Source organism: Corynebacterium sp. LaCa78 (genome assembly GCF_046717505.1).
Classification (GTDB): Bacteria; Actinomycetota; Actinomycetes; order Mycobacteriales; family Mycobacteriaceae; genus Corynebacterium.
Genome location: NZ_CP177112.1, coordinates 792,414 through 817,890 on the forward strand (window position 1 = coordinate 792,414; position 25,477 = coordinate 817,890).

25 protein-coding genes are annotated in these 25,477 nt (G+C 59.4%); 18 read left to right on the forward strand and 7 right to left on the reverse strand.

The annotated features are described in order from the left end of the window. Nucleotides 1-429 precede the first annotated feature (429 nt). From ACLI1O_RS03910 to ACLI1O_RS03930, 5 genes are all read left to right on the forward strand, one after another. Entirely contained in the window at nt 430-699 is a 270-nt protein-coding gene (locus ACLI1O_RS03910) for a type B 50S ribosomal protein L31 (RefSeq protein ID WP_005279912.1), read from the forward strand. A gap of 15 nt (nt 700-714) precedes the next feature. Beyond that, complete coding sequence (gene rpmF / locus ACLI1O_RS03915; protein ID WP_005279913.1) at nt 715-888, forward strand: 50S ribosomal protein L32; 174 nt, start codon at nt 715-717, stop codon at nt 886-888. A gap of 459 nt (nt 889-1,347) precedes the next feature. Next, nucleotides 1,348-2,829 carry a S1C family serine protease gene (locus tag ACLI1O_RS03920; protein WP_239269192.1) on the forward strand — a complete coding sequence of 494 codons (1,482 nt, stop codon included), beginning with the start codon at nt 1,348-1,350 and terminating at the stop codon, nt 2,827-2,829. 60 nt (nt 2,830-2,889) lie between these two features. Continuing rightward, nucleotides 2,890-3,498: a molybdenum cofactor biosynthesis protein B gene (locus ACLI1O_RS03925; protein WP_239269191.1), complete on the forward strand. Its 609-nt coding sequence runs from the start codon at nt 2,890-2,892 to the stop codon at nt 3,496-3,498. Nucleotides 3,499-3,525: 27 nt separating this feature from the next. Next, the gene (locus tag ACLI1O_RS03930; RefSeq protein WP_239269190.1) at nt 3,526-3,759 is read left to right on the forward strand and encodes a hypothetical protein; all 234 of its coding nucleotides are present in this window, start codon (nt 3,526-3,528) and stop codon (nt 3,757-3,759) included. A gap of 110 nt (nt 3,760-3,869) precedes the next feature. Here the strand turns inward: ACLI1O_RS03930 and mscL are convergent, their stop codons facing one another. Further along, nucleotides 3,870-4,367, reverse strand: a complete 498-nt coding sequence (gene mscL / locus ACLI1O_RS03935; RefSeq protein ID WP_239269189.1) for a large-conductance mechanosensitive channel protein MscL — start codon at nt 4,365-4,367, stop codon at nt 3,870-3,872. 242 nt (nt 4,368-4,609) lie between these two features. Between mscL and dcuC the strand changes: the two genes are divergently transcribed. Then, complete coding sequence (dcuC, locus tag ACLI1O_RS03940) at nt 4,610-5,977, forward strand: C4-dicarboxylate transporter DcuC (RefSeq protein WP_239269188.1); 1,368 nt, start codon at nt 4,610-4,612, stop codon at nt 5,975-5,977. Between the two features lie 48 nt (nt 5,978-6,025). After that, a complete protein-coding gene (locus ACLI1O_RS03945) occupies nt 6,026-7,357 on the forward strand; it encodes a lyase family protein (protein ID WP_239269187.1) in 1,332 nt (443 codons plus the stop codon). A 33-nt stretch (nt 7,358-7,390) separates the two neighbouring features. Here the strand turns inward: ACLI1O_RS03945 and ACLI1O_RS03950 are convergent, their stop codons facing one another. Continuing rightward, nucleotides 7,391-8,116 (reverse strand): SAF domain-containing protein, encoded by a 726-nt coding sequence (locus ACLI1O_RS03950; protein WP_239269186.1) that lies wholly within the window; start codon nt 8,114-8,116, stop codon nt 7,391-7,393. 39 nt (nt 8,117-8,155) lie between these two features. After that, nucleotides 8,156-8,737, reverse strand: coding sequence for a 5-formyltetrahydrofolate cyclo-ligase (locus ACLI1O_RS03955; protein ID WP_239275449.1), 582 nt, complete (start codon nt 8,735-8,737; stop codon nt 8,156-8,158). Between the two features lie 68 nt (nt 8,738-8,805). Here ACLI1O_RS03955 and ACLI1O_RS03960 point away from each other — a divergent pair, with 68 nt between their 5' ends. The 4 genes from ACLI1O_RS03960 to glpR all read left to right on the forward strand — a co-directional run bounded on the left by ACLI1O_RS03960 (nt 8,806) and on the right by glpR (nt 13,447). Then, entirely contained in the window at nt 8,806-9,732 is a 927-nt protein-coding gene (locus ACLI1O_RS03960) for a UTP--glucose-1-phosphate uridylyltransferase (protein ID WP_239269184.1), read from the forward strand. A gap of 73 nt (nt 9,733-9,805) precedes the next feature. Continuing rightward, nucleotides 9,806-11,140: a gephyrin-like molybdotransferase Glp gene (glp, locus tag ACLI1O_RS03965; protein WP_239269183.1), complete on the forward strand. Its 1,335-nt coding sequence runs from the start codon at nt 9,806-9,808 to the stop codon at nt 11,138-11,140. Beyond that, nucleotides 11,140-11,850: a GNAT family N-acetyltransferase gene (locus ACLI1O_RS03970; RefSeq protein ID WP_239269182.1), complete on the forward strand. Its 711-nt coding sequence runs from the start codon at nt 11,140-11,142 to the stop codon at nt 11,848-11,850. The genes glp and ACLI1O_RS03970 overlap by 1 nt, the downstream gene beginning before the upstream one ends. 157 nt (nt 11,851-12,007) lie before the next feature. Next, nucleotides 12,008-13,447, forward strand: a complete 1,440-nt coding sequence (gene glpR / locus ACLI1O_RS03975; RefSeq protein WP_370657790.1) for a gephyrin-like molybdotransferase receptor GlpR — start codon at nt 12,008-12,010, stop codon at nt 13,445-13,447. Here the strand turns inward: glpR and ACLI1O_RS03980 are convergent, their stop codons facing one another. Continuing rightward, nucleotides 13,448-14,107 (reverse strand): DNA-3-methyladenine glycosylase I, encoded by a 660-nt coding sequence (locus ACLI1O_RS03980; protein WP_239269180.1) that lies wholly within the window; start codon nt 14,105-14,107, stop codon nt 13,448-13,450. A gap of 171 nt (nt 14,108-14,278) precedes the next feature. On the opposite strand from ACLI1O_RS03980, the gene ACLI1O_RS03985 reads away from it, so the two are divergent. Both ACLI1O_RS03985 and ACLI1O_RS03990 read left to right on the forward strand, forming a co-directional pair. After that, a complete protein-coding gene (locus tag ACLI1O_RS03985; RefSeq protein WP_239269179.1) occupies nt 14,279-14,692 on the forward strand; it encodes a DoxX family protein in 414 nt (137 codons plus the stop codon). After that, a complete protein-coding gene (locus ACLI1O_RS03990) occupies nt 14,679-15,380 on the forward strand; it encodes a zf-HC2 domain-containing protein (RefSeq protein ID WP_239269178.1) in 702 nt (233 codons plus the stop codon). The genes ACLI1O_RS03985 and ACLI1O_RS03990 overlap by 14 nt, the downstream gene beginning before the upstream one ends. Nucleotides 15,381-15,400: 20 nt before the next feature. Here ACLI1O_RS03990 and ACLI1O_RS03995 read toward each other — a convergent pair whose 3' ends face one another. Continuing rightward, nucleotides 15,401-17,026 (reverse strand): dolichyl-phosphate-mannose--protein mannosyltransferase, encoded by a 1,626-nt coding sequence (locus ACLI1O_RS03995; RefSeq protein ID WP_239269177.1) that lies wholly within the window; start codon nt 17,024-17,026, stop codon nt 15,401-15,403. 24 nt (nt 17,027-17,050) lie between these two features. On the opposite strand from ACLI1O_RS03995, the gene rsmI reads away from it, so the two are divergent. From rsmI to metG, 3 genes are all read left to right on the forward strand, one after another. Continuing rightward, nucleotides 17,051-17,899, forward strand: a complete 849-nt coding sequence (rsmI, locus tag ACLI1O_RS04000; RefSeq protein ID WP_239269176.1) for a 16S rRNA (cytidine(1402)-2'-O)-methyltransferase — start codon at nt 17,051-17,053, stop codon at nt 17,897-17,899. A gap of 282 nt (nt 17,900-18,181) precedes the next feature. After that, a complete protein-coding gene (locus ACLI1O_RS04005) occupies nt 18,182-20,038 on the forward strand; it encodes a BCCT family transporter (RefSeq protein ID WP_284849635.1) in 1,857 nt (618 codons plus the stop codon). Nucleotides 20,039-20,172: 134 nt separating this feature from the next. Further along, nucleotides 20,173-22,005, forward strand: coding sequence for a methionine--tRNA ligase (gene metG, locus ACLI1O_RS04010; RefSeq protein WP_411706975.1), 1,833 nt, complete (start codon nt 20,173-20,175; stop codon nt 22,003-22,005). Nucleotides 22,006-22,098: 93 nt separating this feature from the next. Here metG and ACLI1O_RS04015 read toward each other — a convergent pair whose 3' ends face one another. Together ACLI1O_RS04015 and ACLI1O_RS04020 are read right to left on the reverse strand one after the other, a co-directional pair. After that, nucleotides 22,099-22,599 (reverse strand): GNAT family N-acetyltransferase, encoded by a 501-nt coding sequence (locus tag ACLI1O_RS04015; RefSeq protein ID WP_239269175.1) that lies wholly within the window; start codon nt 22,597-22,599, stop codon nt 22,099-22,101. Between the two features lie 10 nt (nt 22,600-22,609). After that, the gene (locus ACLI1O_RS04020; protein WP_239269174.1) at nt 22,610-23,104 is read right to left on the reverse strand and encodes a GNAT family N-acetyltransferase; all 495 of its coding nucleotides are present in this window, start codon (nt 23,102-23,104) and stop codon (nt 22,610-22,612) included. Between the two features lie 25 nt (nt 23,105-23,129). Between ACLI1O_RS04020 and ACLI1O_RS04025 the strand changes: the two genes are divergently transcribed. Together ACLI1O_RS04025 and ACLI1O_RS04030 are read left to right on the forward strand one after the other, a co-directional pair. After that, complete coding sequence (locus ACLI1O_RS04025; RefSeq protein WP_239269173.1) at nt 23,130-23,969, forward strand: TatD family hydrolase; 840 nt, start codon at nt 23,130-23,132, stop codon at nt 23,967-23,969. A gap of 269 nt (nt 23,970-24,238) precedes the next feature. Continuing rightward, the gene (locus ACLI1O_RS04030; protein ID WP_239269172.1) at nt 24,239-25,414 is read left to right on the forward strand and encodes a transglycosylase family protein; all 1,176 of its coding nucleotides are present in this window, start codon (nt 24,239-24,241) and stop codon (nt 25,412-25,414) included. Nucleotides 25,415-25,477: the final 63 nt, after the last annotated feature.

A 25,477-nucleotide genomic window follows, 5' to 3' on the forward strand; every position in this document is an offset into this window, starting at 1 on the left:
GTGAGGTGTGAGCAGGTGCGGCATCGTCGTCAAAAACCAGTAGACGGGGCGTAATACGTATATTTTGACAACAGCAAGAGCAAATCTTACAGCCTTACTCACGATATACCTAATCGCTGCCGCGATAGCCTAGCGCATAAAGCCGTCGTCTTTGCGTCGATAATCAAGCAGCACTGCCTAACGCATTGGGGAAGTTCGAAAGCTTACTATAACGAGTGGGGCGTAGATGTGCGCCTGTGGCGACTGTGGTTGCCGCAGGTGAGCAATTTCGTATATATGACGGTGGAATGTAGGATAATTCAGGTTATCGGTCGGCGCGCTTAGTGCCGCCGGGCGAGCTGTAACTGTACATCCCAACTCGGGCACGATCCGTACCGTCATTATTCAGTGTGCGGAACCGACCCGTAGTCCAACCCTGAGGGAATATCTATGAAGAAAGACATCCACCCGGATTATCACCCAGTGGTCTTCCGCGATGCTGGTACCGGTCACTCCTTTTTGACCAAGTCCACCGCTACCTCTTCTCGCACCGTTGAGTGGGAAGACGGCAACGAGTACCCGCTCATCGTCGTTGACGTTACTGCTGAGTCCCACCCGTTCTGGACTGGTGCACAGCGCGTTATGGATACCGCTGGCCGTGTCGAGCGCTTCAACCAGCGCTTCGGTGCCATGGCTCGCCGCAAGAAGAAGAACGCGTAAGGAGAAGAAGAGAAAATGGCAACTCCTAAGTTTAAGAAGTCCCGTGCGAACACCCACGCACGTCGTTCCCAGTGGAAGGCTGACAACGTCGCCCTCCAGGAAGTCACCATCGATGGTCAGACCGTGCGCATCCCGCGCCGTCTGGTCAAGGCCGCTAAGCTCGGCCTGGTTGACGTAGAGCAGTTCTAAGCCTGCTTTCAATCCCACCCCCTCCCGGTTGCTTATTAGCGACTGCGAGGGGGTTGTGATGTTTTAGGCCCGGGAAAGGGATATTAAAAAGCGCCTTCCGGCCTGGGCGGCGCCAAGCGATGGGGGAGACTTGGGCTGTGCCAGTGCTGTCTACTCTTCGGGTCTTAAAGACCAAGGAAATCCACTTCAAGTTAAGGCCAGGCTAATCCTAAAATTAATATAAAAGCGCACTAACCCGATGGTGGATCAGTTTTTCTCTGCGATTGTGCTCGTGGCGGTTCGCGCCCCAGCATGAAAGGTGCGTAGTGCGGCGATTGTGAAGGCGTGTACGAGCGTGAAGGGGGTGATGTGTGCGGCGAGTTTGGGCAGCTTATTGTCTACAGTAACTTCACAGGAACTTCTAGTACGTTGGCAGAGTAGTTTAAGTTGTGACTAAGCGAAGCGAGGCATAGTGTTCCTATGAACATGAGGAATGATGACAACCGCGGCAATAATGGTCAGTCGCACGGTGTCCCGCAGGAACCCTACGGCATGAACAATGGGCAGGCGCCGTATAACCAGCCGCGCGGTGGGCAGCAGAATTCTGGATCCGCATATTCCAACGGAACCTATTCCCAGGGCTGGAACCAGCCGCGCATCAACGAGCAGGATGCACAAGCTTCCGCATACGGGCAGCACACCCCGCCCAGCAATCGCCTCTTTGGTGGCGCTCAGCCGAGTGCTACCCGGGGGCAGGATGAAACATCCAGCTTCTCTAGTCAGCAGGGCGATGATTCCCAGCAAGGGCCTGTGAACAACCAACCCGGCCAGCCGCCCGTGCCTGGGGTAACGCCTTTGCCGCCGCAGCCTAAGGAGAAAAAGAAGATCGGACTTGGCGCCGCGACCGCAATCGCAGCGGTAGCGGCAATTGCAGCAGGCTCCATTACCGGTGTGGTCGTGGGTAAGAACCAGTCCAGCAGCGGTACGTCCGTGGTTAACGAGGCTCTTCACAGCCAACCGGCCGCCAATAGCATGGGTAAGGAACCAGAGGAAGGTTCGGTGGAAGCGGTTTCCTCCAAGGTTTTGCCGGCCGTGGTATCCATTCAGACCGCTACTCGGACCTCGGCTGCGGAAGGCTCTGGCTCGATCATTTCTCCCGATGGTTACGTGTTGACCAACCACCACGTCATCGCCGGTGCGGAACAGGGTGGCATCATGCAGGTGACCTTGAACGATGGTAGCAAGCACGAAGCCGATCTCGTGGCTTCCGATGCCAATACGGATGTCGCCGTCATCAAGATCAAGGACGTGCAAGACCTGCCGCACCTCCAATTCGGCGACTCGGATGCGGTAGCGGTTGGCCAAGAGGTAGTCGCCGTCGGTTCGCCGCTTGGACTCAATGCCACGGTGACTTCTGGCATCGTATCCGCAAAGAACCGTCCGGTGCGTGCGTCCCAGGAGGGTGGCGAGTCTTCGCTTATCGATGCCATCCAGACTGACGCCGCCGTTAACCCCGGCAATTCCGGCGGTCCTTTGGTGGATATGGACGGCAATATCGTTGGTATGAACTCGATGATTGCCTCGTTGTCTGATAAAGCCACGGGCGAGGGCGGCTCTATCGGCCTCGGGTTTGCCATCCCTTCCAACTTTGCTAAGCGGATGGCGGATGAGCTCATCAATAAAGGACAGGTAACTCACCCCACCTTGGGGGTTAAGGTCTTGGCGCGCGATGACGGAAATGGCGCGCGCATTGCCGAGGTCGAGCCGGGGAGCCCGGCGGAACAAGCAGGTTTGAAGCAGGGAGATATCGTCACCCGCGTCAATGACCGGCTGATTGAAAACGCCGATGCGCTTATCGCTGCCGCGCGTTCCCAAGACTTCGGTGCGACCGTCACCTTGGAAGTATCCGATGGAAATTCGGATGATACTCGTCAGGTAGAGGTAACCCTGACGGGCGAGTAGATTAAAACGCAGCCCGCGCCGTGTCCGCATTGCGCCCCGACGTTTCTTTGAAGGAGAAAAATGGCAGACTCCCAGCAAGACTTGACCGACTCCACTAGGTTGGAGAATTCGGCTTCCACAGACGCTTTGCGGGATGTGGCGGAGCCGGATGACGCCTACCTCTTGGCCAGCGAGAAGGAGGACCGGGTGGCGGCGCCGCGCCGCGCGCTCGTCGTGATCGTCACGGATCACCCCGGCGAAAATTCAGATAGCACCGCCAAACTGGTTACTGAGCTTTTGGCAGAGGCGAATTTCCGCATCGATGGTTCGGTGGTCGTGCGTTCGAAGAAATCCAAGATCCGGCAAGCCATCGAAACTGGCGTCGTCGGCGGTGTGGATCTCGTGCTCACCGTCGGAGGAACCGGAGTAGGCCCGCGCGATAAGACCCCGGAAGCTACTACTGGGGTCATCGACAAGATGGTGCCGGGCGTGGCCCAGGCCTTGCGCTCTTCTGGTCAGGCTTGCGGCGCGGTCGATGCGTGTGCATCCCGCGGCATTTCGGGCGTTTCTGGTTCCACCGTCGTGGTCAACCTCGCACCATCGCGCGCTGCCGTGCGCGACGGCATGGCCACGTTGACCCCGCTGGTCCACCACCTTGTGGATCAATTGCAAGAATCCAGCGTGCAATAACGCGAAGGAAAGGGGGGAGATACTGCCATGACCTCTCAACCACGCCGCCAGCGCAGGCGTGTATTCAGGCAGTCAGATGCGCCGGAATATGACCGCAGCGCGGATCGCCCGGTAGAGCAGGAATTAGCTAGTGGAGAAGGTGCCGATGCACAGCGCATCGTCACTCTCGATGATGCCGCGGCAGAAGGCGACGGAGCTCAAGCAGCCGAGCGCGGCGAAGAGTTTTACCGCGAGAACCAGCCGCCGCACCACGGCGGGTAGCCCGCGCATCCTATTCGCGAGCTTGGAAATGCTAATGCAGTCTTAACAAAAGCCCGTGTCCTCCCTCATTGCGAAGGTGGGCACGGGCTCAGCTGTGTCTTTAGCAAGGATTAGTCGTCGTGGCGGCTGTGCTTGCCCTCAGAAGCAGTGGAGTTATCGGTGTTCTCGGCTGCAGTAGCATCCCTAAGCGCCTTATCTGCGGTGGTGACAGCATCAGCGTTCTGCGCCTGCAGAAGATCGCGGATTTCTGCCAAGAGTTCTTCCGAGGTTGGTGCCGGGGCCTCTGGGTCCACACCCTGGCGGCGCTTAGCAGCTTCAGTGAGCTTGTTCAGCGGCATGACAATGAGGAAGTAGACCACTGCGGCGATGATCAGGAAGTTAATCGCGGCGGTAATGACGGCGCCAAAGTCTACGAGGGTGGACTTATTATCGGTGATTTGGAAGCCCAAGCCATCGACCTCGGCGGAGCCGAGGGAGTTAATGATCGGCTGGATGATGGAATCCGTCACGGAAGTGACGATCGCCGTGAATGCGGAACCGATGATGACTGCGGTGGCAAGTTCGACCACGTTGCCGCGCATAATGAAGTCTTTAAAGCCCTTAAGCATGGGAGAAGACGAACCTTTCTGGGGGTAGGTAAGGATGGGTGTGAACCATGAGCAAGCAGGGAGTTTAGTTCAAGCTAAAAGTATTGACAACTCGGAGGGGCGGAGGCGGCACTAATGTTGCCTTGTTAACTAATGCACACCGGTTGCGATATAGGTATTCAGTGTTAGTGTGAAAGTAGAATGTAAAAATATTGTTTGTAAAAATAACAGTATTCTAATGCGTGGGCAGAAGGGATCCCAGCATGAATATCGCACTCGCTCTATTTGCCTTGGCAGTTACCATTGGTGCAGGCTACTTCCTTGTTAAAGGTCATAAGCCAGTCATTATTTTATTGCTTGCCGGGTTTATTCTCATTGCAGTTTCCACTGCGGCCAAAGCTGGCTACGGAGTTTTAGATGAGGAAGACTCCACCGGCTCCCGGTGGTTGGACATCATCGGCATATTCGAACAAGTTGCTGGTAGCCAATTAACAGGCGTCGGCCTCATTATTATGGCGGCCGGTGGCTTCTCAGCATATATGAATAAGATCGGCGCCTCGCAGGCACTGGTTGAGGTGCTAGCCGCTCCAATCGCAAAGTTCAAGCACCCCTACATCACGCTAATTCTCACGTATTTCCTCGGCGTGGTGCTTTTTATGTTTATCCCCAGCGCTGCCGGGCTCGCTATTTTGCTTCTAGTGCTATTGCTGCCAGTGTTGAAGGCAGTAGGGGTTAGCCCCGCCGCAGCAGGCGCGGTCATCGTGTCAGCCTCCGCGTTGCCAATGGGGCCGGCATCGGGAACTTCGGTGCTGTCGGCGCGAACCATTGATTTATCCCCAGTCGTCTACTTCGTCCAGTATCAGCTGATCGTGGCCATTCCCACTGCCATTGCAATTGCGATAACTCACTACTTCGTGCAGCAGCATTACGATAAGCGGGAGTTGGAAGAGTACAAGGAAACCGACACCATGGGCGATGGTTCTGGTGAGGCTGGCCCGAAGTGGTACGGGGTATTTCTCGCACTGCCCATTATCTTGTTGGTGATCTTTAGCCCCTTGGTTAATGACAGCATCGAGCTAACCACGGTTGGAGCATTCGTAATCGTCTGGCTCATAGCCTTGCTGTGCGAAATCATTCGCCACCGTTCTTTTTCCACCGCGACCGAACAAGCCACATCCTTTTTTACGGGCATGGGAAAGATGTTCGGTGGCATCGTCGCATTGATTATCGCGGCACAAATCTTTGCCACCGGTTTAACGGCCACAGGCGCCATTTCCATGCTGATCGATGGAGGACAGCAACTCGGTGCAGGCGCAATCGTCATCACCCTCCTATTCACCTTGATTGTGGGTTTGGTGACGTTCCTGACCGGTTCCGGTGTCGGCGCATTTTCTTCCTTTGCCAGCTTGGTGCCAGATGTCAGCCGCGGACTCGGCGCTTCGGCAGCGGCAGTGATTACCCCAATGGAATTTGCCAGCGGCTTGTTTCGCGCGGTGTCTCCGGTCTCCGGAGTAATCATTTCCGTTGCTGGTGGCGTGGGAATTTCTACCACCGAGCTTATTCGCCGCACGCTGCTTCCAATGGGAGTTGGCTTCGTCGTGATGATCGTATCCAGCCTGGTCTTGCTCTAAGCACGTTCTGGGATTACAACCTAAACCTCTAAGAAGAAGGAATTTATCATGGGAATCGGCGCACTGAACTCGTCTTTTCAGAAGAAGGGCCATGTCACAGCGGACATGGAAGCCCACTGGGAAGAAGCACAACTTATCCGGAAAATTTTCGCTGTTGAAGCGGCAATGGCGCGGACGCAGGGACACATGGGAATTATCCCGCAGGAGGCTGCCGAGGCGATCTCAGATAATGCAGTCGCCAGTGATGAGCTGATAGAAAAGGCCCAAAGCGGCGGGGTTGGCAATCCTTCGGTTGCTGTCCTCGATGCATTGCGGGACGCGATTCCGGAAGACCAGCGTGGTTGGGTCCATTTCGGGGCGACCACTCAAGATATTTTGGATACCGCGCGGGCCCTGCAGATCAAAGCAGCTACCGACCTGATACTGGAACGCCTGAACGCCGTTATCGCTGCTACCGCCAACCTCGCTCACGAGCACGCCCGAACGTTAATGGTCGCGCGTACCAATGGACAGTATGCACTGCCGACGACACTGGGTACACGCTTTGCGCGGTGGAACGCGGAGCTGCGCCGGAGCCGGGAACGCTTGGAAGCGATGCGAGAGCGCACGGAACAGATTCAATTTACCGGTGCTGTAGGCACGCTGGCGTCCTTTGGAGAACAAGGACCTGAGTTAAGTCGGCGCCTTGCCAAAGAATTGGAACTGGTTTATCAACCGGTTTCCTGGCATGCGAGCTCGGATACGATGACAGAGCTTGCGTCGACCGTGGCTACCTTGGGGCAAAGTTTGGCCAAGATTGCAGAGGATCTCTTTGCTATGCAGCAATCCGATCTGGTCGAGGCCCGCGAGGACATGGATGCGCATACCTCTGGATCGTCTACCATGCCGCAAAAACTCAATCCCTTTGCCACAATGAAAATTTCCGTGGGAGCCAGCATGGCTTGTGGCATGGCGGCAAACATGCTGACGCAAGCACCGGCCACCTTTGAACGCGACCACCGCCAATCCGAGATCCACCGCAACCTGATTCCACAAATCTTTGTTGCCGTCGATGGAGCGTTGGAAAAGCTGGACCAGCTCTTTCCTCGTTTGCGTTTTGATGCCCAGGCATTAGAGGACAACGTAAAAAGCGCGGGTGTTTCGTTGATGACTGAGGGAATCATGATGGAGCTGGCACCGCATATTGGTCACAGCGCCGCACACGATGTTCTTCAGGAATTCGCCCGAGACAATAGAGAGAACGGCACCTGCCTGGAAGAGTTTTGCGCAGCCCACCCGAAGCTCGCGGGCCTTACGGAAAAGCTGGACCTTGAGTCCCTGACAAATCCAGCTAATTACATCGGCCAAGCTGTTGAAATCGCGGAATCGGCGCAGGAATAAATACCACCAGTACGCAAAAGGTTCAGGCGGTCGTTAAGTAGCAGAATCTGCCTCATTAACGGCATGGGGTTGAGCGCGATCGCCGACGATAACCACGGTCAGCGGTTGGTTTAAAGAGGCGGCGGCCACGTCATTGGCGTGTTCATTAGGCAGTGCGAGCAAGACGGTGGCAGAAGAAATCTCGCCCTCTGCGGTAGTGGTGGATACGACCCGGGCGCCGGAGGCAATGACGCGGGCGGTAACGGGTTCTGAATTGGTGGCATCGCTTGCCGTGACGATATCGACGGTATCGCCGTGGTGCAGGTGGGGGATGATGTCTGGATCGGCAAGTTTGACTGGGATCATGCGGCCGGAGCCGCCTCCCTTAGAATCGGCAGATCCCGAGTTCGCGACGAGGCTAGACACCAATTCTTGGCCGAGGAGCCGCTGGCTGGTGACGACCTCGCCCTTGCCCGCGGCGGCGGTGATGATGCGGCCGGCGAGATCGGAGGGGGCATCGGCAAGCGCGCTGCTAGGAATGGAGGAAGAAGGCAGGCGCTCGAGCGAGACATCGGCGGCGGAAAGCTCCGCGCCGGCGGGTAAATCGCGGCTAAAGACCAGTACCTGCGGCAGTTCCTTCGCGCGAGAGACTGCGGAGGCCAGCGCGGCGATTAGCAGTGCCAACGCGATGGCGCGGCGCACGAGCACGCCGCGGCGGTGGCCAGGGGTGCGCAGGGTGCGGAAGAACTGTGAGATTCGCGGGGACGGGGAATAAGCCATGCACAATTAGACTGCGCTACCGCCTGTGTGGTTCCCCATTTAAGAAGGAAAGCGGTGGATTCCTGCGGCGGTAACCACGGCCTCAACGCGGCGATCGTGGGCCGCGGCTGGAATGGAGTCGAGGAATTCAGTGGGATAGACCATGGCGAGTACCGCGGGGTGGTTGCGCGGCACCAGGGAAAGCGCGCGGTCGTAGTATCCGCCGCCCTTACCCAAGCGGTTTCCGGCGGCATCGATGGCCATGGCGGGAGCCAAAATCAGATCGCAACCGCACAGCACGCGGCTATCAAAGCGCGGGCCGGCGGGTTCGGAAATGCCCAGCTGGCCAGGCTGCATGCTGTGCGCGCCCTTGTATTCTGCCCAGTTTAAAACGCCGTTGTCGCAGGTGATAGGCAATAATACGCGGTCGACGCGGCGGGAAAGCCAGGGGATGAAGTCCGCCCCGCCAGGCTCCGTGCCCAACGGCCAATAGGCGGCAACGCTCGAAATGCCGGCAAGCTCAGGTTCTAGCTGCTCGCGCAGGGCAGCGGACCATTCCGTGCGCTTCTCGGCGGTGAGGCCGCGGCGCGCGCGAAGCAGGCGGGTGCGCAGTTGCTCTTTGATATCGCTGGAAGAAGGCATAAATAAATAATAGCGTCCGTGGCGTAGCGCTACACAGGAAAATAGTGCGCCGTTGTACCCTAAGATTCATGGCTAATGAACGCGAAGATTCCGCCACCGGAATCACCACGGTTGTAGTTCCAGCGGCTGGCATGGGCACCCGCTTTCTGCCCGCCACGAAAACCGTCCCCAAAGAATTGCTGCCCGTTGTGGATACTCCCGGCATCGAATTGATTGCTGAGGAGGCAGCCTCTGTGGGCGCGCGCAGGCTTGCGGTCATTACCGCACCCGAAAAACAAGAAGTAATGCGCCATTTTGCGGAATTTCCGGATCTGGTAGAAACCCTAGATTCCCGCGGCAAGGATGAGCAGGTAGCTAAGGTCAACCGCGCCCACCAGCTCATTGAGCCCATCGCGGTGGAGCAAGAAAAGCCCTTGGGCTTGGGCCACGCCGTGGGGCTGGCGGAAGAAGTCTTGGCAGATGACGAGGACTCCTTTGCCGTCATGCTGCCGGATGACATCGTGTTGCCGGCCACCGTCATGGCGGATATGGCGCGCGTTCGCGCCGAGCTCGGCGGTAGCGTGCTGTGTGCCTTTGCGGTGCCGCAGGAGCAGACGTTTAACTACGGCGTATTCGACGTAGAAGATACTGACGTGCCGGGCGTGAAAAAGGTTATCGGCATGGTAGAAAAGCCGGACCCGGAGGACGCGCCGTCCAACCTGGTGGCTACCGGGCGCTACCTGTTGGACCGGAAGATCTTTGATGCGCTGCGCCGGATCGAACCGGGCAAGGGTGGCGAATTGCAGCTGACCGATGCCATCGAGCTGCTCATTGAGGAAGGCGAGCCCGTCCACGTGGTGGTCCACGAGGGCAAGCGCCACGATTTGGGTAACCCCGGTGGCTATATCCCGGCCAACGTGGACTTTGGTCTGCGCGATGAAAAATACGGCCCAGCGCTGTATAAAGCTATTAAACAAATTATGTCCGATTTCGAGGCGGAGCAAGGCCTGAACTAACTATCTTGCCGTGCGCACGTGCGTTGAGGGCAGCAAGGTAAAAGGGCAAGAAGAAAGGGCGGGCAGAGACCGTATGCGTTCAGTTGATGACCAGTTGGCGCTGGTTACTGATGCGGCGACGACCCCGGAGCCGGTGCGGATGAGCATTTCTAATGCGCTGGGGTTAATGTGCGCCGAGCAGGTGCAGGCCTATCAGCCTCTACCGGGCTTTCCCCAGGCAGCCATCGATGGGTACGCAGTTCGCGCGGTTGATATCGGCGGCGAGCGAGGGCTGAAGGTGCGCCGCCCGAAGAATCAGGACCAGGAAAGCAGCGAAGGGGAGGGGTCTGCCGAGCAGGCCGAGGACGCCGCCGCGCAGCCCGCCCAACCCGAGGTCGAGCGTTCCTTGCCCGTCGTCGGTGAGGTTCCGGCCGGTTCGAAGCAGCCGCTGCGCCTGCAGCCCAAGCAGGCCGTGCGGGTCTATACGGGCGCGCCCTTGCCCACGCTTGCCGATGCCGTCCTGCCCCTCGAGTGGACCGACCGCGGCCGCAAGCGCATCACGGCGCACCGGACGGTGCGCTCGGGCGATTTCGTCCGCCGCGTGGGCGACGATATCCAGCCCGGCGATGTCGCCGTATCCTCTGGCACCGTCCTTGGCCCGGCGCAGATTGGCCTGCTGGCCGCCGTGGGGCGCTCCAAGGTGCTGGTTTATCCGCAGCCCCGCGTGACCATCGTGTCCTTCGGTCGCGAGCTCGTCGATGTGGACAAGGAACCGGGCCTGGGCCAAGTCTTTGACGTGAACTCCTACTCCTTGGCCGCCGCCGCAAAAGAAGCGGGGGCGGACGTGGTCCGCGTGGGCATTGCCGAAGGCGAACCCCGCCGCATCCGGGAAGTGCTAGAAACCCACATCACGCGCAGCGAGGCGCTCGTCATCACCGGTGCCGTTGGTGGTGCCGGTGCCGAACAGATCCGGGAGATCCTGGCAGAAATCGGCGATATCGATACTTCCCGCGTGGCCATGCACCCAGGATCCGTGCAAGGCTTTGGGCTGGTAGGAGATGAGCGCATCCCTACGTTCCTCCTTCCCTCGAACCCGGTATCGTCGCTGGTTATTTTCGAAATTTACATTCGCCCCTTGATTCGCCTGGCCCTGGGCAAGCGCAATGCCCACCGCCGGGTGGTCCGGGCCCGCGCACTGAACCACATTGATTCCCGCCCAGGGCGCCGTGGTTTCATCCGTGCCCGCTTGATGCGCGATGCCGAAACCGCCGATTACCTGGTCGAGGGTCTTGGAGGTGCGACCGGCGCGCCAGCCCACCTTCTGGCAGGACTCTCTGAGGCCAATGCAATGATTCGAGTGCCAGAGGAAGTCACCGAGATCCGCCCGGGCGATGTTGTTGACGTCTTATTCCTCACCCAGCGCAGCTAATGCTTGACCCCTTCGGTACCGCCGCAGCCAAGCTGCGCCATCCAGTCACCGGGCCGACCGATGATCTGCACCCCGGTTGGCCGGAGGCGACGCCGACGGTGCAGCTTCCTCCCTCGGGGGCGCTGCCGTCTGGTGGGCGGTTGCGGCTGCGCCCCTTGCTGCGCTCGGATGGTCCCGAGTGGCGGCGCCAGCGCATTGAGGACGAAGCTTTGCTCCGGCCGGTGGAGCCGACCCAAGCGACCACTTGGGCAGAGGCCCACAGCTCGCAGGCCTGGTGGAATTACCTCATTTTTCTGCGCAACTCCGCGCGCGATGCGCAGGTGATCCCCCTGGCTATCGAGCTCGAGGGAAAGTTTGCCGGCCAGGTAACGCTCGGCAATATTCAACACGGCAGTATTCGAGATTGTTGGATCGGCTATTGGGTTTATTCCGCTGTGCAGGGCGCTGGCGTTGCCACCGCGGCCACCGCCCTGGGCGTGGATCACGCCTTTGGGCGGGTAGGCCTGCACCGAGTGACCGCCACTTACCTGGAACAAAACCCCGCCTCCGGGCGCGTGCTAGGTGCCAACGGCTTTCGCTCCGAGGGGTATTTGCGCCGCAACCTGCATATAGATGGCGCCTGGCGGGATCACCATTTCGTGGCCTTAGTCAAGGAAGACTTCTCATCCACGGCGGTTGAGCGGCTGCACCAAGCTAGGCGTTTGGTGTGAAAATCATCCCTAAATCCAAGTAATGCTTTCTCAATTTTCACATAAGTAACAACATTGTAATTTACAGCTTCTGTGGCCCCTAAAGTGCGGTTTTGGTGATTAGAGTGGAGTAATCATCTGCACCCCAAGGGAAGGTCCTTAAGTCGTGTCCACAGCTGTGCCAGTTATTGCAATCATCGTGGTGTGGCTCTTCGTGCTCGCGCCGTGGCTATTGGGCAGGAGCAATCGCCCGATGAGCCATACCGGCGAGGCCTTTGAGGATACCCGCGTGCTCTTTTCCGGCGATTCCGGCAATGTCGCCGGCCGCCGCCGCCCGCGCTTGCGGGCCGATGATGTCCACCGCAGCGGCTCGGATGAAGACCACGACTACGAGGTTGTATCCGCTGCCGCTGAGGACCCGGACAGCGAGGCAGACGTCGATGACGTGCTGATCGATGACGAAGCAGAGGACCGCGCTTCCCGAGCGCAGTCGCGGACCATTGCTGGCGCGGCCCGCCGCGCCCGAGCGCAACCCTTTGGCGTAGGTGGCCGTGCATACCGCTCCGCCGACGAGGACGAGGCTGACGCGCGCGACGAGCAGGTCACCCAGGCAGAGGGGCAGGCAGAGACCATCGAGGGTGAAGTCATTGAGGAATCCGCGGCTCCGGCCGCTGCCGCTGAATCAAATGGTTCCACCGCTGACGCCGATGGCGCGCGCACGGCCACCGCTTCCGATGATGCGGATGCGGACGCAGACGATGCCGATGATGTCTTGCTCGAAGATGATGAGCGCGTTGGCGAAGAAGGTGGTGCAAAGCGCAAGCGCCGCCGCAGGAATGTGGCTGCCGATTCCACCGAGTCCTTCACCGCGCCGGCGACCGAAGACATTGCCGAGGACGCGTACGACTACGACGAGACCTATACTTCCCCGGTAGACCTGATGTACCCAGGTGCGGTCGATCCCGCCCCAGTTATCGATGCCGAAGAAACGGACACCGCAGAGACCGATTCGGAAGAGGCAGACAACGACGGTGCAGCCGAGGAATCGGCCGGAGCCGATGAGTACGGTGCCCAGGGCTCCGAGGACGCGGCGCTGAATACAGACCTTTCTGAGGACGAGGTAGCTTTTGCTCAGCGCCGCCTTGGCCGCGGTGGATGGGACCCAGTGGCGGATAAGGAGAAGTCCGCTACGCGCTACCAGCGCCGCCAGCGCACGCTCATTGGCCTAGCCATCGCCGTGGTCCTCACCGTGGCCTTGGGGATTGTGGCCGGTGGATGGACCTGGTGGCTGGCAGGCATCGTCGGTGTCCTGACCGGCACCTATTTGGTGGCGCTGCGCGCGCAAGTCCGCCAAGAACAAGCACTGTTGCGCCGCCGGGTAAAGCACCTGCGCCGGGCGCGGTTGGGCGTTCACAATACCGATGATGAGGCGCTAAAGATCCCCCGCAACCTGCGCCGGCCGGGTGCGGTCGTCGTCGAAATCGACGATGAAAGCCCCGACTTTGAGCACCTTCCCTTAAGCTACAGCGATGATGAAGACGGTGACTTTGATGGCCCGCACGCCGGGCCCGATGGGGTAGGGCGCCGCGATGACCTGGCCGCTCGCCGCGCGGGTTAATTAGACAGCTTCTCCCTCGCTTCCGGGGAGTTTTTCGGTTTCTTCCGGCCATACGCCGGAGGTAGCCCGGCGGTGGGAGCCCAAGAGGTGGGTATCGACCATGCCGATGGCCTCCATGAGGGCAAAGCAGGTCACCGGCCCTACGAACTTAAAACCGGCCTTCTTCAATTCACGCGACATGGCCTGCGACTCGGGGCTCTTCTTCGGGATATCCTCCATAACCTCGGGGTAGGTATTTTCTGCAGGCTGAAAGCTCCAAATGAAATCCGCTAGGCCGCCGTTTTCGCGCAGTTTAATGGTGGCCTTCGCGTTATTGATGGTGGCGCGGATCTTGGTCTCGTTGCGGATAATGGAGGCATCGGCAAGCAAGTGCTCCACCTCGGCCTCGCCGAATTCCGCAACCTTGTCCGGATCAAAGTGGCAAAAGGCCTCGCGGAAGGCGGGGCGCTTTTTTAATACCACGGCCCAGGACAGCCCAGACTGGAAGGACTCCAAGCTCAAGCGCTCAAATAGCCCGTCCTCGTCCCTAATGGGAAGGCCCCATTCGGTGTCGTAATAATCCGTTAGCAGCGACGACGTCACGGCCCACGGCGTGCGGGCTACCCCGTGCGCGTCATAGGCCAGCGGGGTGCGTTCTTCGGTAGTGGTTTCAGTGTCCATGGGAGGTTCTCCTGTTGGTATGTAGTGCCTATTTTCCTTGTCTTTCCCATTGAAGCAGCGATTGCGGATGAGGCGCAGCGCGTACCTCGCTAGATGGTGAAATTGCGAGCTCAGCGGGTGGAGCGGTGGCGTCTTCGCGTTGGGGTAGGCATTCGATGTAGTCTATTGACCATGAATAGACCTGCCGTTCGCGATGCCGCATTGCTGCTTTTTCGGTTGGTTCTCGGACTCATTTTTATCGCGCACGGCGTGGACAAGATGTTCATGGACGGAATGGATGAGACGGTAGGGCAGTTTTCCGCCCTCGGCATCCCGCAGCCACAGATTGCCGGTTATGCCGCCGCAATCGGGGAAATGGTAGGTGGCGCCTTCCTCGTCATCGGTTTGTTGACCACTTTTGCCGCGGCGGCGCTGGCCGTGGATATGGTGGGCGCGCTGTACTTCGTGCACTGGGGCAATGGCCTTTTTGCTGGCGACGGCGGCATCGAGTACCCCTTGGTGCTGTGCATGTCCCTGCTGATGATCGTCATTTTTGGTTCTGGCCGGGCGAGCTTGGATAGGGCGTTAAGCAATGTTGACGCATAGCCAAGTACAAGCGGCGATTTCCGCCCAACTGGATGGGGAAGACGCGGAGCTTTCCGCCGATGTCATCGACGCCCACCTAGAACACTGCGCGGAGTGCCGGGCCTTTCGCGATAAGGCAGCGGCGCTATCGCGCTCCTTAAGCTTCGTGGAACCGGCGGACTCCGGCATGGCGCCACCGACCGATCTGTCAGAGGTGATCCTCGCAGGTGTAGAACCGGAGTGGAAGCGGGCCTCGAGCGCCAGGCAGGCCAACCTCACGGTGGCGCGCATCGCCTTGGTGGCCATGGGGCTTGTCTTTGCGGTGTGGGCCATCGTGCAGGTGGTACGCGCCTCCGGCCTAGTGCCCATGGGCGCAGAGGGCTCGGTGCTGGATCCGGCAGCCGACCCGGAGCGCGCCAACCTGCTGATGGAGGGCGCGGCCGTGCGCTTTGGCATGGCGTGCGGACTGCTGTGGAGCGCGTGGCGCCCAGCCTCTGTGACCGGGCTGTTCCCGGTATCCGCCACGATGTTTGCGTTTCTTTTTGGCTTTGGCGTGCGCGATATTGCGCTGGGTACCGTCACCATGGAGCAGGTCTATTTGCTCATCGCTACCGCGCTATCGACCATGAGCCTGGGCTGGGCGTGGGCGGCCGAGAAGGGCTACCTGGTGCGCGCGTGGTGGAAATCCCTGAACGCGCAGCCGCACTAAGGCGAACGAGGTTCTGCGAGCTATTTCCAGCTGGGCAACCACATCATGGATTGGTACCACGATTCCGGGATGATGAAGCCGTACAAGATGGGCGCGAAGTAGAAGAACATCGCGACCACCAGCGCGAGGTAGCAGGCGGCGGCAAATGTTCCCCGCCGCATCGGCCCGCCAGCGATGCGCGTTATCCACTGCCACTTGATGGGCTTACCGCGCCCGACCATTTGGCCCAGTATGAGGGCAAGCAGCACGATGACAAAGGGGATAAACGCGGTGGCATAAAAGAAGTACATCTGCCGGTCAAAGGCCGCGAGCCACGGCAGGAATCCGGCCGCGAAGCCCACGAGGGGAATGAGGAAGGCGCGGTTGCGGCGGATGATAAGCGACCACATCCCCCAAAGTACCGCGGGGACCACCAGCCACCAGATCGCCGGGGTGCCAAAGAGGTAGAGCATCTTGCGGCATTCGCCACCGCCGCTGCATTCCAGGTCCGTGCTGGAGTAGTACAGAATGGGCCGGGCCCCGGCCAGCCATGCCCACGGCTTGGAATCCCACGGGTGGTGGTGGCCACCGGAAGAGGTCAAGCTGGCGTGAAAATCCAATACGGATAAGTGGTAATAAAACCAGCCGGCCACAGATTCTGGTAAGTGCATGAGCCAGGAGTCTTCCCCGATGGTCCCATCCACCTTGGCGTGCCGGTAGACCGCGGTTTCTGAGGCGAACCATGCGCGCCAGCTCCACACATAAATCATTACTGGGACGGCAACTAGGGAGGCTAGTGCCGCGGGAGTATCGCGAATGAGCGTGCCCACAATATAGCGGCGAACGCCGTACTTGCGGCGCAATGCGAGGTCACTAAAGACACAGAGCAGGCCGAAGAACATGATGTAGTACAGCCCGGACCACTTCACGGCGAGCGACAGTCCTAAGAAGACGCCGGCGGTAAAGCGCCACCACCGGAAGCCAAAACGCGGCCCGAAGGGGGAGGTGCCCATCCCGTCGCTCAGCAGGGCGTTGTGCAGACGCTCGCGCATTTGTTGATGATCGCGGGCCAGTGCCCAGGCTGCGGCGACGATGAAAAAGACCTGGAAGATATCCAGCATGCCAAACTTCGCGGAGACCAAGAGGACGCCATCGCAGACGGCCAAAATGCCGGCAAAGGTGGCCACCTGCCAGGAAAAGGACAGCCGGCGAGCCAGAGCCATGGTCATCAGGACGGTGGCGACGCCGAAGAGAGCCGTCATCAAGCGCCAGCCCAGCGGGGTATAACCAAAGACCCATTCTGAAATGGCAATGATCTGTTTGCCCAGCGGCGGGTGAACCACGAGCCCAAAGCCTGGGTTGGTCTCGATGCCGCCGATGAATAAGTTATCCCAGCTTTTGACCATGTCCCAGGCTTGGGGGACATAGTGCTTTTCATCGAAGACGGGCGTGCCTTGGGATACCGGCGCGGTAAGCCCCACAAACCGGGTAATCAGCGCGAGAACGGCGATGATGCCGGTGCTAATCCAATCGGCCTTGCCCCACGTATAGGTACGCGGTGCCGGCGGGATCACGCGGTTATGCGGGGTGCGCGGTGAGCTAGCGGGGGCAGCGGTAGCAATAGTCACGAAGAAGAGTTTAGGCCACGAGCCTTCGCGCGGGCGCATAGGAGAATGTGGAATGCTAGAGGCATGTCAGCTTTAGGTCTGGAACCACTTCCGCGCGGCGTTATCCTCGCCGCCACGCCCTTGGGGAATGTCGCTGATGCCTCTGCGCGCCTGATGCAGGCATTGGCGCATGCGGATGTCATCGCCGCCGAAGATACCCGCCGCGTGCGCAACCTGGCGCAGGCCCTGGGCATCGAAATTTCCGGCTCTGTGGTGTCCAACTTCGACCACAATGAGCAGGCGCGTGCGCAGCAGCTTATCGATGCCGCCCAGCACGGCACCGTCCTCGTGGTCACCGATGCCGGCATGCCAATCATCTCCGATCCCGGTCTGTCACTGGTGGCCGCGGCCGCCGAGCGCGATATCCCCGTGACGTGTTTTCCGGGTCCTTCGGCGGTGCCCACGGCGCTTGCCTTGTCTGGCTTGGGCGTGGGCCACTTCCTCTTCGATGCATTCCCGCCGCGCAAGCCCGGCCCGCGAAAGGCGTGGCTGGAATCGCTGCGCAATGAAAAGCGCGCCATCGTATTTTTTGAATCTCCCCACCGCATCGCCGATACGCTTGCCGATGCCGCCCAGGTCCTCGGCGCCGATCGCCCCGCCGCGGTATGCCGCGAGCTGACCAAGACGTACGAGGAGGTGCGCCGCGGTTGCCTAGCAGAGCTGGCCGAATGGGCAAGCGAGGGCGTGAAGGGCGAGATTACCGTGGTGATCGAAGGCGGAACCGGCGCTGCTGTGACCGCCGCAGACCTGGTCCCGCAAGCCTTGGAGCTTGCCGGGGCCGGCATGCGCTTGAAAGACGCGTGCAAGCAGGCTGCCAAGGGGACTGGGGTGTCCAATCGGGAGCTTTATGATGCCGCGTTGGATGCCCGCTGAGCGCCCGCTAATTGAGCTCTTGTTGAGCCGTCCTCAGGTCATTTCTATGTAGCGTATAAAACGTCACAATTACTCGTGCTAACTGGTGGTTTCACGCTTCTATATATGTTATCGAATCGTTATCTTTCCCGGGCGTGTGGCGCCTAAAACCTGTCTACGTGGGGATATGCAGCCTATAAGCATGTAGGAAGTCTTAAGGAAATGCTCAAAAATGTATGTAAGCTGGGGTTTTGATAGCAAAACGGTTTGAAAAATTGGGGTCGCGCCACCAGTCTAGAGAGCATGACTAATACTGAAAATAACGGCGCTGGTGTGCCCGAAGAGGGGAAGGGGCCCGGCGAAGCGCCGGCTGGGACCACTTCTGCTGCTTCGAGTGAACAGCCGATTGAGGATTATCAAACGGTAGAAGAGGCACTGGACGAGCAAACGGCGACGAGCCAGATCCAGGACATGCTCAACTCTGAGGGGTTCCACCCCGAAGAGTATGATGATCCGGAAATCGAAATCGCCGCAGACCGCGATAATATCCCGATTGACTGGACCATCATGGGGATTGCGGGTGTGCTCGTTGCCGCCATCGTTATCTGGGGCCTGGCCGCACCGGATAACTTCGCGGACTTTTCTTCCGCGGCCCTGACGTGGGTCGTCGATAAGTTCGGTTGGGCCTACGTGCTCTTCGGCACTGTCTTCGTGGCCTTCGTTATCTTCATCGCGTTCTCTAAGTTCGGCTCCATTAGGTTGGGCCACATCAATGAGGAACCGGAGTTTTCCACGCCTTCGTGGATCGCCATGATGTTCGCTGCCGGTATGGGCATCGGCCTGATGTTCTACGGTGCTTCCGAGCCGCTGGCGAACTACCGCGACGGTACGCCTGGCCAAGGAACGGAAAACGTGGGCTCGTCCATGGCCTATGCCATGTTCCACTGGACGCTGCACCCCTGGGCTGTCTACGCCATTGTTGGTTTGGCCATCGCGTACTCGACCTACCGCATCGGTCGCAAGCAGCTGTTGAGCCAGGCCTTCGTGCCGCTCATCGGCGAGCGCCGCGCCAACGGCGGATTGGGCAAGTTCATTGACATCCTGTCCATCTTCGCCACTGTCTTCGGCACCGCCTGCTCCCTGGGGCTTGGCGCGCTGCAGATTCAGGCCGGCCTGGAAGCCTCCGGCATCATCGATAACCCAACCCAGTCTGTGGTTATCGGTATTGTGTTGGTCCTGACCTTGGCCTTCTTGCTGTCCGCGCTCTCCGGTGTGGGCAAGGGCATTCAGTACGTGTCCAATGCCAACATGGTCTTGGCTGCGGTGCTGGCTATCTTCGTCTTCATCTTGGGCCCAACCGTGACCATCCTGAACCAGATTCCAGGATCCATCGGTAATTACTTCAACTACTTCACCGAGATGATCGGCCGTACCGCCGAGTCCGAAAACGGCACCGCCGGCGAGTGGCTGTCTAGCTACACCATCTTCTACTGGGCATGGTGGGTCTCCTGGTCCCCATTCGTGGGCATGTTCTTGGCACGCATTTCCCGCGGCCGTTCCGTCCGCGAGTTCTGCTTGGGCGTCCTGCTCATCCCAGCGGGCGTTTCCACCCTGTGGTTCGCCATCTTCGGTGGCACCGCAATCCACATGGAGCAAAACGGCGAATCCATCACCGGCGAATCCGCCGAAGTAGAGCTGTTTAACCTCCTGCACAACCTGCCCGGTGGCTTCATTGCCGGCGTCGTCGCCGTCATCTTGCTGTCCACCTTCTTCATTACCTCCGCAGACTCCGCTTCCACGGTGATGGGTTCGATGACCCAGAATGGTGCCGCAACCGCGAAGCCGTGGCTATCCGCCCTGTGGGGTGCCCTGACCGCAGCCGTTGGTTTGACCCTGCTCTTGGTCAATGAGGACGCACTGTCCAACCTGCAGAATGTCACCATCGTGGCGGCGCTGCCGTTCTTGTTCATCGTCATTGGCCTGATGTTCGCCATTTACAAGGACTTGAGCCAGGACATCATTTACCTCGAGTACCGCGAGGCGCAGCAGTTCCAGCGCAAGATGGCCCGCGAGCGCCGCTTGCACCGCGACTACCAGCGCACGCAGGTGCTCAAGAAGCGCCGCAACGAGCGTTTGAAGAACCCGATGAAGCGCAAGTAGATAGACCATCTACCGCCTTCGGTAGCAGCGCCCGCCGCTTTCCCATACTTGGGAGGGAGGCGGGCGCTTTTCGGTGGTAGAGGTAATGTGCCCTCAACGTGTGTTCGTGCAGGTGCTTCGATAAACTGGACTCCATGACTGAGTCTTTAGTAGTAAATGTTGCCTGGCCATACGCCAATGGCCCGCGCCACATCGGTCACGTGGCTGGTTTTGGCGTTCCCTCTGACGTATTCGCCCGGTTCCAGCGAATGCGTGGCCGCAACGTACTCATGGTCTCCGGCACGGATGAGCACGGCACCCCGTTGCTGGTCCAGGCCGATAAGGAAGGCGTATCCGTCCGCGAACTCGCGGACCGCTATAACCGCCAGATTGTCAACGATCTGGCCAACCTCGGCTTGTCGTACGACCTTTTTACCCGCACCACCACCCGCAACCACTACTCGGTGGTGCAGGAGCTGTTCAAGGGGCTCAATGAGAACGGCTACATGCTGAAAGAGACCACCAAGGGGGCAATTTCTCCATCCACCGGCCGCACGCTGCCGGACCGCTATATCGAGGGCACGTGCCCCATCTGCGGCGCGGATGGCGCCCGCGGTGACCAGTGCGATAACTGCGGCAACCAGCTGGATCCGGTAGACCTCATTGACCCGGTATCCAAGATCAACGGCGAAACCCCGCAGTTCGTAGAGACTGAGCACTTCCTGCTGGATCTGCCATCGCTTAAGGACGAGCTGCAAAAGTGGCTTTCTACCCGCGAAGATTGGCGCCCGAACGTGCTGAAGTTCTCCCTCAACCTGCTGGAGGATATGCGCCCGCGCACCATGACCCGCGATATCGACTGGGGCATTCCCATTCCGGTGGATGGCTGGCAGGACAATAACGCGAAGAAGCTGTACGTGTGGTTCGATGCCGTCGTGGGCTACTTGTCCGCCTCCATCGAGTGGGCGCACCGCACCGGCCAGCCGGAGGCGTGGAAGGAATTCTGGCAGGACCCAGAAACCCGCCACTACTACTTCCAGGGCAAGGACAATATCACCTTCCACTCGCAGATCTGGCCGGCGGAATTGTTGGGCTATGCGGGCAAGGGCTCGAAGGGCGGCGAGCTGCACCAGTACGGCGAGCTGGACCTGCCCACGGAAATCGTGTCCTCGGAATACTTGACGATGTCCGGCTCCAAGTTCTCCTCGTCCAAGGGCGTGGTGATCTACGTTAAGGACTTCCTGGCGGAGTTTGGCCCGGATCCGCTGCGTTACTTCATCGCCGTGGCTGGCCCGGAAAACAACGACGCGGACTTTACGTGGGATGAATTCGTGCGCCGCGTCAATAATGAGCTGGCCAATGGCTGGGGCAACCTGGTCAACCGCACCGTGTCCATGGCGCACAAGAACTTCGGCGAGGTTCCGGTTCCGGCGGCCCTGGAGGAGCGCGACGAGGCCATCTTGCAGCTGGCGGAGGAGACCTTTACCACCGCCGGTAACCTGCTGGAGCAATCCAAGTTCAAACAGGCCATCGTCTCCATCATGCACGTGGTGGGCGAGGCGAATGCATATATTGCCTCCCAAGAGCCGTGGAAGCTGGCCAAGGATGAAACCCAGCGCGAGCGCCTGGCCACCGTTTTGTGGACCGCCCTGCAAGTCGTGTCTGACTGCAACGTCATGCTCACCCCGTTCCTGCCGTTTACCGCGCAGAAGGTGCACGAGACCTTGGGCCGCACCGGCGAATGGGCCGCGCAGCCTGAGGTGCGCGAGGTTAAGGACGATATCCCGGTTGAGCTCGTGGGTGCGGGCCTTCCGCCAGAAAACCACGAATATCCGGTGATTATGGGTGACTACACCCAGCAGCAGGCCAAGTGGGAGCGCATCCAGGTGGCATCGGGTACGACCTTGGCAAAGCCGAAGCCGCTTATTTCCAAGCTGGATCCAGAGCTCGGCGAGACCGGCCCGGAATGGGCGCCGGTGATGAACTAGCTCGGTAACCCCAGCGTAGATACGAAGGCGCGGTGGCCAATCCCTATGAAAAAGGGGAGGCCACCGCGCTTTTGCTATGCCTAAAAGTTCTGCCTAGTGCTGGAAATCGCGCTGCAGGTGAACCAGGCCTAGGCGTACGCCGTGCTTGGTGTGGATATTGGGCATGCGGCCGGTTTCTTTAAACCCAAACTTCTTGTGCAGCGCGATGGAACCGGCATTGGTATCGACGATGTAGGTAATCATGGTCTCGATATAGGGATCGTCGGCGGCGATGTCCATGAGGGCATCGAGAAGCTCAGAGCCCACGCCCTTGCCCTGGGCTGAGGGGGAGATGTACACGGAATCTTCGACGGTGCCGTAGTAGATGGCGGGCGTGACGAATTGAAAGTAGGCGGCCCAGCCGATGATTTCATCATCGTCTACGGCGACAAGCACAGGCGAGCCCGCCTTGGACATGTCCTTCAGCCAATCCTCGCGGTCTGCAACCTCTTCTTGCCAGGTAATGAGGTTATTGGCCGGTTTAGCGGCGGAGGCGGCGTTGTAGATGGCGGAAATGGAAAGGGCATCGGCAAGCTCAGCGGGGCGAATATGCATTAAAAGTCCTTTACACCAGAAGTTCTAAGTGAGTGAGGCTAAGCCAGTGATCGAATTTGTAGGTTACCTCTTTGAGAGTTCCCACGTTTTCAAACCCGAACTTTTCATGCAACTTTAATGATGCCGTATTAGTGGACACGATTAGGGCGAGCAGCGAATGTACCTTGTCATCCGCCCGGGCGCGGTCTACCAGCTCGCGCATAAGGGCGGTGCCCACGCCTTGGCCCTGGGCATTGGGGGAAAGGTAAATCGTGGTTTCATAGCAGCCCTGCCAGATGCGGGGATCGTGGTAGGGGTGATAGAGCGCCCAGCCCAAGTATTCGCCCTCGTCGGTTTCGGCAACGAGGAAGGGACAGTCCAGTTCCTGGATGTGGCGCAGGTGTTCTTCGCGTTCAGCCACGGTGACTGGGGTGGAGTTAAAGATGACATCGGTGTGCTCGATGGCCCAGTTGAGGGTATCGGTCATGGCGGGGACATCGCTCAGGTCCGCTGGTCTGATCAACATAGCTGCCAATATTACAATTGCGGGTATGTCTAAAAAGAAGCCACGTCCTACTCCCATTCCGGCCCCAGGGCTCAGCGGCCTCAGCGATGCACATACCCACCTTTTCTCGCATAAAGATACCGATGAGGTGCTGGTCAACCGCGCCCGCGCTGCTGGGGTATCCCGCCTGGTGACGGTTGGCGATGACCGCCGCGAGTCCGAGGCGGCCCTTGCGACCGCGCATGCTTTTCCCAACGTGTATGCCGCCTGCGCCATCCACCCGGTGCGGGCGAATGAACTAGACGCGCCCACCAAAGCCGCGTTGGAGGAGATGGTGGCGGATCCGCGGTGCGTGGCGGTGGGGGAGACCGGCATGGACGCCTATTGGGTCCACCACGAACCGGAGACCACCGCGAGCTTGGTCCAGCAGGAAGAATCCCTACGCTGGCATATCGATCTGGCGGTGCGCACCGGCAAGACGCTCATGATCCATAACCGCGAGGCGGATCAAGACTTGCTGCGCATTCTTGCCGATGCCCCCACGCCTGAGACCGTCATGCTCCACTGCTTCTCCTCACCGTTGCGGGTGGCGGAAGAAGCATTAGAGCGCGGCTACGTTTTGTCCTTTGCTGGCAACGTCACCTTCAAGCGGAATGCGGAACTACGCCAGGCGGCCGCGCTGGCCCCGGCGGGGCAATTGCTGGTGGAAACCGATGCGCCGTTTATGACTCCAGAGCCGTTCCGCGGGCAGCGCAATGAGCCGTCCCTCATCGGGCACACCTATGACTGCATTGCACGGGCCCGCCACCAAACCACTCAGGCATTGGCGGCGGAGGTCAATGAGACTTTTGACCGTGTGTATGGAATTAGCATGACAGGACAGTGAGGATTGTCACAAAATTAAATCCGCTGGTCGCTGGTGGTATGGGTGCTGGATGTGACAACTGTTTTCGCCCGTTATAACTGTGGCGCACCGCTTCTCGACTTTCCCTACTCGTTATCGTATTGTTATTGATTGTTCGTTGAGGCTTTACGCCTCTACCTTCCCGCCGCGCCGGTTCACAGTGGAGCAGCGCGGCATCGCCGCTGGTTTTCCTTAGCCAGCGGCAACAATTGTGATACTGGATAGACAGCACCACCGGAGATTAACTACACATGGCACCTCACCACATTAAGCGCATCAATAATTCACGTTCCCTGCCCCTGCGCCTGGCAACGGGTGGCGTCTTGAGCACCCTCGCCGTCGGCGGTGTCGTGGCGATTGCCGCGCAGAAAGACTTGGTCGTAGAAGTCAACGGCGACAAGGTAGAGCTGGCCACCTTTGCCGAGGACGTGGACGGCGCCCTGCAGGCCGCCGGCGTCCAGGTGGGCGAAGAAGATATCGTCTCGCCCGCACCATCTGAGTCCGTGGCCGATGGTGATGAAATCTCCGTGCGCACCGCCAAGCCGGTCGCCGTGTCCATCGATGGTGAACAGCAGCAGCTTTCTACCACCGATCTCACCGTGTCTGATTTGCTCAATAACCTGCAGGGAGTAAACCCGGGAGCCGCCGTGAAGTCTGGCGAGGATGACGTGGATAAAGATGCGCAGCTCAAAGACGGCATGGATCTAGAGGTCGTTTCCCCCAAGATCATCAAGATCAACGATGGTGGCAAGAATACCTACACCAAGATTGCCGCCAAGACCGTGGGCGATGTCCTCAAGGAGCGCGGTATTAAGCTCGATGAGGATGACCGCGTCTTCCCAGCCAAGGAAGAAAAGGTCACCGAGGGCATGTCTATCAAGGTAGAACGCATCGACATTCAGACCGAGGATGTCACTGAGGAATTCGACGCCGAGCCGCATTTCGTGGATGACCCCGAACTGGAAGCCGGCGCCGAAGAGGTGCGCGAACAGGGCGAAAAGGGCAAGCGCGAGATCACCCGCAAGGTAACCCTGAATAATGGCAAGAAGGAATCCGAAGAGGTCATCAAGGACGAGGTCGTTGTAGGGCCAAAGCCTGCGACCATCGCCCGCGGCACCAAGCAGGCGGAGCCGGAGCCGCAAGGCGGTAACTCGGGTGCGTCAGCCCCCGCCGTGGCCGATGGCTCCGTATGGGATTCCATCGCGCAGTGCGAGTCCACCGGTAACTGGTCCATCAATACCGGAAATGGTTTCTCCGGCGGCCTGCAATTCACGCCTTCCACGTGGGCTGGCTTTGGGGGCACCGAATACGCGCCCGAGGCATGGCAGGCCACCCGCGAGCAGCAGATCGCCGTGGCACAGAAGGTACAGGCTTCCCAGGGCTGGGGCGCATGGCCTGCATGTACCTCTAAGTTGGGGCTGCGCTAAAAGCACGCACAGCACCGCGCACTCTGCACCCCGCGTCATTACGGCGCGGGGTGCGATTTTCTG